Origin of the sequence: Dyadobacter endophyticus, from assembly GCF_014641595.1 — a bacterium.
Lineage (GTDB): Bacteria > Bacteroidota > Bacteroidia > Cytophagales > Spirosomataceae > Dyadobacter > Dyadobacter endophyticus.
Genome location: NZ_BMIA01000001.1, coordinates 906903 through 918955, shown reverse-complemented (window position 1 = coordinate 918955; position 12053 = coordinate 906903). Strand labels below are relative to the sequence as shown.

Here is a 12053-nt window from a genome sequence, read left to right as displayed (position 1 = left end):
ACTTTCATTTTTTTCTGAAAATTCAAAATATACAATACAAATGAAAACACTACACAACCACCTCATTCTTTACGATGCCGAATGTCCGATGTGCAACCTGTACACCCGCGCATTTGTCCGCACCGGAGTGCTGGACGCCAATGGTCGCGAGGCATACCAGCAATATACCGATGCAGCCTGCCCCAATCTCGATTGGCAGCGGGCCGTCAACGAAATCGCCCTGGTGAACCAGGCCACAGGTGAAGTGACCTACGGTGTCGATAGCCTGCTGAAAGTATGCGGGAACGCCACGCCTTTCTTTGCGCCGTTGCTTGGCTGGAAACCGTTTCTGTGGCTGGCCCGCAAAGCTTATGCATTCGTTTCCTACAACCGCCGTGTGATCGTCCCGGCGCAGGTTTCTAAAAAACAATTTGGGTATCAGCCGTCTTTCAATATTAAATATCGTGTTGCGTGGCTGGTATTTGCATGGGTGGTAACGTCCTGTATACTGGGCGCTTTCCCTTGGCTTTTGGCGGGAATTTACCCCGAAGGCGCGATAAGCCGGGAGTTGGCCATCAATGCCGGACATATTCTCCTCCAAGCCTCGGTGATTTTTCTTTACCGGAAGGACAAAATGTGGGATTATCTTGGCAATTTAATGACCATCTCACTGGCCGGTGCATTAATATTTCTGATTTCCACCCTCCTTTGCGTTTGGTTCAGAACAGGATGGTACATTGCCGGATTATGCTTTTTACCAGTGCTATTCCTGATGATCCGGGAACACCTTCGCAGGTGTAAATTACTTGGATTAGGCTATTTGCCAACCGCCACCTGGGTTTTGTACCGCGTTATCGTCCTTTTAATTTCAATACACTTGATATCCTGATATCCGCGGCAGAAACTTATATTCGCCCATCCAGCAAAATACCAATGGAACAGTTCCGCGCGAAGTTCAGGACTTATGGCATACTCTCGGAAGAGGCGATGGAGGATATGACCCAGCTTCTCCGGCCGCATTCCTACGCAAGAGGCGAGTATTTTTTGCGCGAAGGACAAACACCTAAAACTGTCGCATTTGTCGTTAAAGGGCTTTTTTCTCAGTATTATGCGTCGCCGGAGGGGGACATCGTCATCAAAAGGTTCTTTCCCGAAAACTATTTTGCCGGTTCTTTACCCGCTATGCTCACAAACTCTCCCAGCATTTTCGCGATCAGGGCGCTCGAACCTGCTGAGACATTGGAATACAATTTCTACGATTTTAAAACACTCACCGAGAAGCATCGCGACCTTGCCGCATTCTATATCCGCTACATGGAACTGCACTGGATCATCGAAAAGGAGCCGTTGGAAATTTCTTTTCGGTACGACAATGCAAAAACGCGTTACCTCAATTTCCTGAAAGAATACCCCAATCTGGAACCACGCCTCAAACAGCACGAAATCGCGTTGTACCTCGGCATTACCCCCACCCAGCTCAGCCGCATCCGCGCGGAAATGTAATTTTTTAAAGTCTCAACATTTGTAAATGTTTTCGGTTTCGGCAGATCCGACATTTGTCCTGTTCAAAACAAAACAATGACAAATGCTATGAAAAATAAAACCGATTTCCTCTCCGATACACTGGAAAACAAAGCCGTCCTGTTTGCCGCAGGTGAGGGCAAAATGCTTACCATGGGCGGAAACAGCATCACGTTCAAAGTAACCAGCGACATCTCCAATGATCAGCTGGGTGTTTACGAGATCCAACTTGCCCCCGCAACGATCGGCGCGAGATTGCATTACCACCGTTTTATGGACGAGACATTTATCGTCCGCAAAGGCACGCTGACGATCGACCTGGCCGACGGCCCGGTCCTTGCGCAAGAGGGCGCAGTCGTGTACGTGCCGCGCATGACTGCGCACGGGTTTTCCAATCAGTCGGGCGACGATGTTGTTATCAACCTGATCTTCAACCCCGGCCAGCAGCGGGAAGGGTTTTTCTACGGACTAAAATCGATATTGACCGAGCCCGTGATCGACGCGGCAAAATACCTGAAATTGTATCAGAAATACGACAGTTTCCCCGTAGATGTGCAGAACATGCTGCCCGTCGGGCCCCCACAATAGCCTCTAAACGCCCGCATTCCGCAATTTCTGTTTCAGCATTCCTGCCGCTTTGGTATAGCCACCTTCTGCGCCATCGATGAAATGGATATGGCCGTCTTTGAGGTCATGGACGTAGCACGACATTACGGATTCGCTACTCACGTGCAATCCGTAATGGATCTCCCGCGCTGCTTCCATGACGTCGAGGGCGTTTTGAAGCTGCGCCCGCTGCTCGGGCGTACCGGTAATCACCGTGTTGATTTTCCCGTCTATGACCAGCGTATCCGACATTTCGACCAGACTGTTCAGGTAATTTCTTCCGTGTGACGTCCGGAAGTATACGTAACCGAAAAGCCAGGCAATCCAAGATGCTGCCAGACCGAGGATGCTCGTGCTCCCCTCCCTGACCCGCATCTCCATTTCCATCTTTTTGAAAGTAGTCCGCCAGATCAGCCTGGCAACTGAGATAGGTTGCCGCCGTGGGTAGGGGCCATAAATGCCGTCAACGTGTTCCATGACCTTCGCAAACAATGCGGCCTGCTTTTTTCCCGCTGGTACGATTACGAGCAACGTTACCACTTCCTGGTTCAATTCCGGCGGGCCGATCTTGTCCCAGCGGCATTGCATACCGCTCAGGTCGAGCTCGTCTTCCGGGTTGGGTTCATAGTCGAACCGATAATGCTCTCCTTTGATGAGTTTTTCGGCACAATACAGTCCGTCGCCTAATATGACGGGAATCGAAAACGCGCCGGATACTCTAAGTTTGCTGAGTTTCAGCTCAAATTCTTTCGCGTAAATTTCGCTCACCGCAACGATGCCAATGCGGAGGTCCAGCTCGAAATTCTCCTTTGTATTCTTCCTAAAAACTGCCAAGGCACGCATGGCCGCGTCCGCAATCAATGGCGGCACGATGAATGTGGCGCCGTCGCCGCCAAAAAAGAATGGAACGGTAATGCCCGCCTTGAATGCGATGTTGAGCACACTCACGATACTGCCCGTCGCGATCAGATTGACCGTCTCGTGCATCCCGCCCGCCACGGCGCCGGTCGAATTCCGGATGTCGGTAACCACCACATGCCACGACTCGGGCACATTGTAAAAGAGGTGCTCTTCGGTAAGCAGTTCGCCCAGCGAAATATGGTTTGCAGGCAAACGCGAATAAAACTGTTCGTTCCGGGCCAGCGACATGGTTTTTGTATAAGTTCGAGGTTAATTTAAACCTATTTTCTCAAATAATTACCCCTTGGAAAATCGATAATCCTGTCAAGTTTTTGTTTTTTGCAGGCTGAAATTGAATACCTGCCGCGTTCCCGGCCATGCCAATATGATGCGGTAATGGCAGCGACTAACCTGAAACCTGCGTTTTTTGAATGCTTCGACCGACTTTTAATCATCTTACACTCCTGTTATTCTTATTGCAATCGGCCTGGGCCCCGGCTCAGATAACACCCGCAGGCAACAAAGCATGGCTGAAAGAATATAATGAATACCGGGAATATGACGACATCTACGTTGTCAAGAAGGTGAGCATCCCTTGCCGTTCATACGAGACCTTCATTACCGACAAGAGCGGTCGAAAGCTCACACCCGCCTACCGCGATATCGGCGACTTTGCCGAAGGCGTTGCTGAATTCGTGCCGTTGGAACTCAATGCGGAAGGCCAAGGCCTGCACGGCTTCATCGACAAGCGCGGAAAAATTGTAATCGAACCCAAATATACCTCCACAGACCGGTTCCGTGACGGCAAAACCTGGGTTATATACCCGTCTGGCAAGCATTACGGATTATCGTACATCGACCTCACCGGAAAAGAGCTTTACCGAATACCCATTCACCATTATTCTAAAGACTACCTGATCAAGGATTCGGATATCGATTTCCTCTGCAACCACGACACGAAAGAGGATGTACTCTGGTGGATAGCAAGACCGACGGACTTTCACATACTGAATTTCAATTTCAGCCGCTTTATAGAAAAGGAGATTAAAGCCGCAAAATTTATTTACCACTTCAATTACAAAGGCAAGTTCGGCATTATTGATAAAAACATGATGCTGAAAGTGCCGGTAGCCCTAGACGACATCGATCCCGAATATAAATATTCCGGCCAGGGCATGGAGCGTGTACAATATGGCGATAAGTACGGTTATATCAGTCCATTCACCGGCGATCTCATCGTTCCTTTCGAGTATACCGACACCCGCAAGCCCACCAATGGTTTATTTTGGGTTAAGAAAAATGGCAAATGGGGTTGTATAGACAAAACCGGCAAGCTGCATATCCAACATTTATATGACGAGGCTACCGGTTTCACTGCCGAAAACCGTTCTGCCGTCGCCATCAATGGCAAGTTCGGGCATATCGATAAGTCGGGCAAAGTGCGGACCCCGTTGAAATACGATTTTGCGTCCTATTACAACCACGGCATTTCGATGATCCGCATCGATGATAAGTATGGCTATATGGATACTACGGGCCATTTCATCACCGAAATCATTTACGACGAAGCGCTTCCTTTCGACAACCTCACCACTACTGTTGAACGTTCCTGGCTCCGTTTCGAGCTCTCGCTGGATGGCAAGGAAAAATTTGCAGGCTTTTCCTACAAATTGAATGCCGTTTTTATCATTATCGGGGTGCTTATTTTCGTCTGGCTGAATAATCTGTTTTACCAAAGAGTGTTAAAAAGGCGTTTGGTAAAGAAAACGACGAAATAGTATAGGCTCGATTTGTTTCACAATGCCGCAATCCGCTTGCGGATAGCCTGCTGATCAGCGGCTGTTCTGGCGAGTCGTAGTGCATTTTCGAGGTTGTCCAATGCTTTTTTCTGGTTGATTCCGTCATAGAGTTCGCCCAGCAATGCGAAATAAAAATGATTGCCTTCGAGCGCCAGTGCCTCCGTTTGGCGGATTGCTTCGGCTTTCCCTTTGACTTTGGACAGTGCAAATGCCCGATTGAGCGCTGCGATCGGCGAATAACAGAGGCTCAGCAGTTGGTCATAATAATAGATGATATTGCTCCATTTTTCATGGCTGTCTTCCTTCTGCGTATGCCAGTACGCGATGCCTGCTTCAAGGTGGTATCTAGAGACCGTATCGCCCTTCGCCGCGCATTGCAGGAAAACAACACCGTTTCTGATCAAATCAACATTCCACAACCCCGGATCCTGTTCTTCGTACATCACAAGCGCACCGGAAGCGTCGGTACGCGCGTCGAAACGCGAGGCATGAAAACACATCATGGCCAACAGCGCATTGACCTGCGGCTTGTTGGTAGCATTGTTTTCAACCAGCATTGTGCAAAGCCGCATTGCTTCCATACAAACATCCTTCCGAAGGGTACGGTCCTGACTTACCGAATAGTAACCTTCATTGAATAGTAAATAAATGGCAGTCAACACCGGTTCCAACCGCCTGCCCATATCTGCCGGGCCGGGCATTTCGATCCGGATATCCGCCTCCCGAAGCCGTTCTTTTGCTCTGGTTAATCGTTTATTGATTACCTCTTTGGTCGTCAGAAATGCATCGGCAATCTCCTGAATACCAAATCCGCAAAGTATCCGCAACGCCAGTCCCACCTGGGATTCGTCCGATATCGCCGGATGGCACACTGCAAACAGCATCTGCAATTGGCTATCGGTGATGTTCGCGGGAGTGAGGTCGATGTCGAACGTTAAATCTGCGTCCAGGCCGGCCTGAATTTCCGGCAAAACCTTCTCTTCATAAACAGAATGTCGGTGCAGGTAATTTTTCGCCTTATTTTTTGCCGTGTTATACAACCAGCCTGCCGGGTTCGGCGGCGGCCCTTCGATGCCCCAGGCCTGCGTTGCTACCAGAAACGTATCGCTAGCAATATCCTCGGCCACCTCTATTTCCCTGAACCCGAAATGCCTGCAGAGCACTGAAACGATCTTCCGGTACTCCGTCCTAAACAAATGCGGGATCAGCGGCTCACTGTTCATGTACTGAAACGATTTTTCGTACCTCTACGCTATTCCCTTCGCCATTCAGGATCGGGCATTGCCCCGCCAGCCGCACAGCATCCTCAAAACTCTCCGCCCGGATCACGATAAAGCCCGCCAGCGACTCCTTCGTCTCGGCATAGGGCCCATCCGTCACTACATTGTTGCTTTTCAACACCTTACCTTCCGTAGAAAGCCCTTTCCCTCCCGCAAACTTCCCCTCCATTACAATGCTGTTGACCCAGTGGTGGTATTGCTTCATATATTCCTGCATTTGTTCAGGAGAAGGCTGCGCGTCCTTTGTCAGAAGGTCGAGGCGCATCAGAATGAGGTATTCTTCCATGGTGTTTTTAGATTTAATTGTGAAAATAAATATTCCAATAAATTCTAAGACATTACCCTTAAAATACAATTTGATTCGTAACGAAACAAGTCTTAACTTTAAACACTAATACACACATTATCATAATGCAAGAATTCCACCTCCGTATGCAGTTGGCAGCGCTTCGACAATATCTTCGAGACCGACAGGATTCGTTGACTCAAAAGGAATTGGATGACGTGCTCGACATCATTGCGCTAATTCAAGAAGTGCTGAATGAAGATGGTAATGGTGATACTGATTAATCCAGATTAGAAATCATGACGACAGAAACAAACCAATCAGAGCTCGAAAAGCTACTGGCAGACAGCAAACAGGCATTAAAAGACTATTGCGAATACAAAGGGATTCAGTACCCGATGGATCAATGGGTTACCATCTCTGAGTATTGCAAGCGATTCAATATCTCTAACACACAGACTGTTACAAATTGGATTCAAAGAGGGATTGTGCCAAAAGAAAATATAGTGACTATACCCGAATACAACAATATCCGGCTTATCAAGGCTATTCCTTATCACAACGGCCAGCCATCCTGAAATACAGTGCTACAGTGCATTTCAACTCGCTTCATAACTCAGCAGCACCACCCCGCTTTCGAACACCCGGTGGGCAGTCAGTTTCAAATCCAACTTCTGCGTAAGTCCCTGGAATGAAGGCGTGCCTTTGCCGATGGCGACGGGATCGATCATGAACTGATACTCGTCGATCAGGCGCGCTTCCGCGAGCTGCGTAATGATACTGCCGCTGCCCAGGATGGTCATGACTTTTCCGGGAATGGCTTTCAGTTTCCGAACGGCTTCTATCAGATCACCTTTGACGAGCGTGGTGTTTTCCCAATCGACGTTTTCAAGGGTAGTTGAAAAGACGATCTTTTCGGCTTCGTTCATGCCTTTGGCGACTTCCGGCATATTGTCAGCAGCGATTGACGTCGGCCAGAAACCTGCCATCATTTCGTAGGTTACCCGGCCGAATAGCAGGGTTGCTTTCGCTTCGAGGTTATCGGCGGCAAACCCATTTTCCTCTTCGCCATGCCGGTGCCAGCTGATATAGTTGTCGACGCCTTTGAAGTAACCGTTGAGTGTCGTGAAATTGTAGGCAATGAGCTTTCCCATGATGTTCTGTTTTTGAGATAAATACTATTTCAACTACCCCCATTACAAACGGGAATCTTGAAACAGGACAGGGGCGTCACTTTTTTTCTCAACGCAGCAGATTCACAACGCCCTTATAACTCAAAAACGACCCGTTAGTCAGTTCTACCCTGATTTTGTACGGATAAACGCCCGGCGCCGTCTTCTGGCCGTGATAGGACCCATCCCAGCCCGCCGAAGGATCCGAAGCAGCAAAATTGGATTTTTGGTAAATCACTTCGCCCCACCGGTTGTAAATGAACATTTCCCTCACCTGCCTCACACAGGCATTGCCGTACACGTAGAAAATTTCATTCAACTGGTCGTTATTGGGCGAAAATGCGTCGGGTATTTCGATGCCGCAGGGCTTCACGTACACCTGCACGCGCGCCTGCCTCATACATACCTTATCCGGGTCCGACACATCCAGCTGATACAATGTCGATTGCCCCGGGGATGCCCAGGGATCAGGGCAGTCCGAGCAGGAAAGGCCGGACTGGTCCCAGTGGTAGGCATAGCTACCCGAAGGTTCAATGATTGGCTCTACATGCACACTGTCGCCTTGTGTGATAGAAAGCGTGGGCGTCATCGAGAGATCGATCCTGATCACCTCTAGGACGGTTGTGACGACGCTGTCGCAGCCAGTTGTCTGCGGGATATGCTGGATGTAAGTTCCGGGAAGCGTGTAGGTGCTGTCGCCCACGTGCACGCTTTCGCCTTCACAAATGCGCAGGTGTTGTATAAATTTCCCTACCGGGTTCACGGTGAGCGTCAGGGTTACGGTACTGTCGCACATATTGCTTTTGCTCACATTCCGCACATAGGTACCGCTCGTTTTCAGCAAGGTATCGCCTAATGCGAAGGCCTCGCCATCGCAAATGGATTGCGCCAGAACGGCCGTTTTCTTTTTAAAGCCGACCGTAAAATCAAGCCCCAATGCACACGACTCATCCAGACTGCCGCGCGGCACCATCTCTACGTGAAACTTATCACCCACACTAGCCTTCGCTCGGATCTGTTGCGAGATTTCGCCATTATTCCAACTATATTTCCCGAATCCCTCCGGCGCTGCCAGCGTAATGTAGCCGTCGGCATCAGGGCAATCTGCCACCTGTCTAATCTCCGATTTCAGGCATTCGGCATCGAAATAAGCATAGCCGAAATGTCTCATGCGCGTACACCCGTGGGCGGTCACAACGATCGTCAGCTTCTTCCCCACAAAATCGCGCAAATCGATGGCGCCAACCGTCCAGTTGCGGTATTGAATATCGCCCGAGGCCTGAAAGCCCTCCACTGTGTTGGTACCTTCGAGTTGAATATCGTAACTACTGCAAGGCAGTTCTTCGCCGTTGCTATCGAATATCAGGATATTAAACCCAGGCTTTTGATAGGGTGCATGATTAGCCCTGCCATCGACACCGGTATTCTGCAAAATGACGGCGAACTTATATTGAAAAAGCGTGTTATCTGCCGTTACAGTATATTCGGTGTGAATGCGGCTGAAATGCCCTCCCTCATTGACATTGCCGATCCGGATGGAGTGCGTACTGCCGGGAGCAACCATCGGGATCGATGATATCTTCGGGTCATTGCCATCGGAAAGGCTGGTAATATAATGTTCGTTGTTCTGCGTGCCGTTCTGTTCCGACTGGAAAACGGTTTGCTGGTTAGCGTCGGTAACAGTCCCGTAGGTAAGCACCCAGCCGTTGGCATTCCCCTGCTCGAAGCCCACGTTACTGCAATCCACTTGCGCATTGGCCACTTGTAAGAAAAGGCAGGAAATGATGGTTAAAAGTAAAATATGCATCATAAGGGTCCGGGGTTCTTTGCAAATATTTTACGCTTTAATAATCACAGCCGTTGCGTGACAAGGGCAATGTTTTTGCATTACGTGCTAGTCAAATGCGACCGGAAAAAAAATCCGGTGTTTCGAGCTGGTTACCAGCGTAAAAGCAACATCGTCACTGCTTTTATCCGCGTGCTTACATCGTTGAAAATATTTACAGGCGTAGGATGAGGGGGTAGCTTTCAAATAGTTGTCCTCATCTTATACTTATATATGCAGCCTGTTTGCAACCGTATTATACCTGCATGCTCAATGCACGCGTGGAGCCTATCAGCCTGCCTCGTCAGAAGCGTTCGGCTGCAAGCCAGGGACAAGGAGGGCCTGAATTAAGATATTATTCAACAAAAAAGGGTATTCCCAACCAAATCGGGCATCCTTATCACAACACCTGACAATGTCTGACAAGACCTGACTGCGTCCGACGAAGTTTCCTTACAAAGCCCTTTAACCATTCAAAACCCCCATATACCTTAACATCAATGAAACGCAGAGAAATTCTCAAAGAACTCACCATGATCCCGCTCGCGGGAGGCGTTCTGAGCACATCGGCCGCCTTTGCCGAAAGCAGCAAACCGAAATGGTTTCAGAAGGCTTCGGCAGCCGTGTCGGCACCGGGTCCGTTGAAAGCCGGACCGCAAATCTATCAGTCCATCGGTGTGGAGCCGATCATCAATTGCCGGGGGACATTTACCATTATCGGCGCGTCCATCGAACTGCCGGAAGTGCGTCAGGCAATGGAATATGCATGCCAGTATAATGTACAGATCGACGAACTTGCATTTGGCGTAGGCCAGCGCCTTTCCGAGATCGTCGGCTCGGAATGGGGCATGGTATCATCGGGTTGCGCAGCAGGGATGAACGAGGTGACGGCAGGCATTATCGCGGGTGGCAACCCCGAAAAGCTTATCCGTATTCCAAATCTGGAAGGCTTTGAAAAAACGGAGGTGATTATTCCACGCTCCTCGCGCAACGTATACGACCACGCGATCCGCAATGTGGGTGTGAAAATCATTACCGTGGACACCATTGAAGAACTAAAAAAAGCCATCACCCCACGCACGGCGATGATCTACATGATGCCGGGCGATGAACCGTGGACAGTAAAAGCGGTAGCGGATATCGCCAAACCAGCGGGTGTACCATTACTGGTCGACGCCGCCGCCGAGCGTCTGACGATCCCCAATATCCACCTGCAAGCCGGCGCCAGCGTAGTGGCTTACAGTGGTGGGAAAGTTATTCGCGGACCGCAATGCGCAGGTCTGATGCTGGGAAGCAAGGACGTTCTGATGTCGGCATGGCAGGCCAGCGCACCGCACCACGGGCCTTGCCGCAATAATAAAGTAGGTCGCGAAGAAATGATAGGTATGCTCGCGGCCGTTGAAGCGTGGGCGACGCGTGACCACAAAGCGGAAATGAGGACCTGGGTGTCGTGGCTCGACACGATTTCCAAAAAAATGAGTGGTATCCCAAGCGCCCAAGTGGAGATTCGCGAACCCAAAGAAGGTGCGTTAGACAATGCAACGCCAACGCTGACGATTACCTGGGACCCTACCAAACTCAATATAACGGGACAGGAAGTGGCCGACGAACTGCAAACCACCAAGCCGCGTGTGGCGGTAGGAACCGGCTACCGCAGAGGCCAGGCATCGGCTCAATCAGGCCCTCCTACGACGTCCATCACGATCGCTGCTTATATGATGGGCCCGGGCAACGATAAGATCGTGGCCGAACGCGTGCATGAGATCCTCACCCGTAAACGCAGCGCACCCAAAGCGGAAGCTTCTATGAAAGCCCCGGCCGCCGAAATCTCCGGCCGTTGGGATGTGACAATCGAATTCTACACCAGCACCAGCAAGCATAGTTTTATCATCGAAAAACAGGACGGAAACTACCTGTACGGAACGCACAACGGCGAATTCGCTACACGTGAGCTCTTCGGTAACATCGATGGCGATGAAGTACGCTTTCAGAGCCGGTTTAGCGTACCGGGCGACAATCTGACGATGACATTCCACGGAAAACTGTCGGGTGACACCATTACCGGCGAGATCGATATGGTGGAATATGTCAATGCGAAGTTTACCGCTAAAAAAGCGACCTTCCCCAACAACCGCCAGCGGATCAATATTCCTGCTGGACGGCCATTGTCGACCTAGTATCGGATTTCACATGACGCTAATAAACATAAAAAGCCTTGGATCGACGCCAGGGCTTTTATGCTAATTACTAAATCTAAAATTTTCAATATCTCGAAGCCATTTTTCCGGAATGGCTGAACACGCTGATCTGCCGAACACTAGCTCGTTTTGGAGCCGCGAAACTACGACCAAATTGCGCAAATACGAAGGTTTTCATGCGCAATTCGCGATATTTTCTCAAAAAAATCGGGGTATAACTGTTGCGCCGTATCTTTTAAATACTACTTTTGCATCACGATAGACGGCCAGGTGGTGGAATTGGTAGACACGCTACTTTGAGGGGGTAGTGCCTTCGGGTATAGGAGTTCGACTCTCCTTCTGGTCACGTTTAAAAGTGCGTTTGGAATAACCAACGCACTTTTTTTATGCCTTTTCGGCTCCTTCCCAGCTCCATTTCCGGTTCTCAGTATCCGTCACATACTTTTCGAGTCAAATAGAAAATACCCCCATCCGTCAAGCATAAGTT

11 protein-coding genes and 1 tRNA gene are annotated in these 12053 nt (G+C 49.7%); 7 read left to right on the top strand and 5 right to left on the bottom strand.

The window, feature by feature from the left end; translation table 11 throughout:
• The first annotated feature begins 40 nt into the window (after positions 1-40).
• The 3 genes from IEY24_RS03820 (at position 41) to IEY24_RS03810 (ending at position 2088) form a co-directional block, all read left to right on the top strand.
• Entirely contained in the window at positions 41-868 is an 828-nt protein-coding gene (locus IEY24_RS03820; RefSeq protein ID WP_188928813.1) for a DCC1-like thiol-disulfide oxidoreductase family protein, read from the top strand.
• A gap of 44 nt (positions 869-912) precedes the next feature.
• Entirely contained in the window at positions 913-1482 is a 570-nt protein-coding gene (locus IEY24_RS03815) for a Crp/Fnr family transcriptional regulator (RefSeq protein WP_188928811.1), read from the top strand.
• A gap of 87 nt (positions 1483-1569) precedes the next feature.
• Complete coding sequence (locus IEY24_RS03810; RefSeq protein ID WP_188928809.1) at positions 1570-2088, top strand: cupin domain-containing protein; 519 nt, start codon at positions 1570-1572, stop codon at positions 2086-2088.
• Positions 2089-2091: 3 nt separating this feature from the next.
• On the opposite strand, the gene IEY24_RS03805 is transcribed toward IEY24_RS03810, so the two are convergent.
• A complete protein-coding gene (locus IEY24_RS03805; protein ID WP_188928806.1) occupies positions 2092-3255 on the bottom strand; it encodes a DUF3095 domain-containing protein in 1164 nt (387 codons plus the stop codon).
• A gap of 182 nt (positions 3256-3437) precedes the next feature.
• Between IEY24_RS03805 and IEY24_RS03800 the strand changes: the two genes are divergently transcribed.
• The gene (locus IEY24_RS03800; RefSeq protein WP_188928804.1) at positions 3438-4784 is read left to right on the top strand and encodes a WG repeat-containing protein; all 1347 of its coding nucleotides are present in this window, start codon (positions 3438-3440) and stop codon (positions 4782-4784) included.
• A gap of 17 nt (positions 4785-4801) precedes the next feature.
• Here the strand turns inward: IEY24_RS03800 and IEY24_RS03795 are convergent, their stop codons facing one another.
• Positions 4802-6028, bottom strand: a complete 1227-nt coding sequence (locus tag IEY24_RS03795; RefSeq protein WP_188928802.1) for an RNA polymerase sigma factor — start codon at positions 6026-6028, stop codon at positions 4802-4804.
• Complete coding sequence (locus IEY24_RS03790; RefSeq protein WP_188928800.1) at positions 6018-6371, bottom strand: YciI family protein; 354 nt, start codon at positions 6369-6371, stop codon at positions 6018-6020. The genes IEY24_RS03795 and IEY24_RS03790 overlap by 11 nt, the downstream gene beginning before the upstream one ends.
• Before the next feature lie 299 nt (positions 6372-6670).
• Here IEY24_RS03790 and IEY24_RS03785 point away from each other — a divergent pair, with 299 nt between their 5' ends.
• Positions 6671-6949 (top strand): aldo-keto reductase family protein, encoded by a 279-nt coding sequence (locus IEY24_RS03785; RefSeq protein WP_188928798.1) that lies wholly within the window; start codon positions 6671-6673, stop codon positions 6947-6949.
• A gap of 21 nt (positions 6950-6970) precedes the next feature.
• Here IEY24_RS03785 and IEY24_RS03780 read toward each other — a convergent pair whose 3' ends face one another.
• Positions 6971-7525: a dihydrofolate reductase family protein gene (locus IEY24_RS03780; protein ID WP_188928796.1), complete on the bottom strand. Its 555-nt coding sequence runs from the start codon at positions 7523-7525 to the stop codon at positions 6971-6973.
• 88 nt (positions 7526-7613) lie between these two features.
• Positions 7614-9353, bottom strand: a complete 1740-nt coding sequence (locus tag IEY24_RS03775) for a T9SS type B sorting domain-containing protein (RefSeq protein ID WP_229221279.1) — start codon at positions 9351-9353, stop codon at positions 7614-7616.
• A 515-nt stretch (positions 9354-9868) separates the two neighbouring features.
• On the opposite strand from IEY24_RS03775, the gene IEY24_RS03770 reads away from it, so the two are divergent.
• Entirely contained in the window at positions 9869-11545 is a 1677-nt protein-coding gene (locus IEY24_RS03770; protein ID WP_188928793.1) for a PLP-dependent transferase, read from the top strand.
• A 285-nt stretch (positions 11546-11830) separates the two neighbouring features.
• Positions 11831-11912, top strand: a tRNA-Leu gene (locus IEY24_RS03765).
• The last annotated feature ends 141 nt before the right edge of the window (positions 11913-12053 follow it).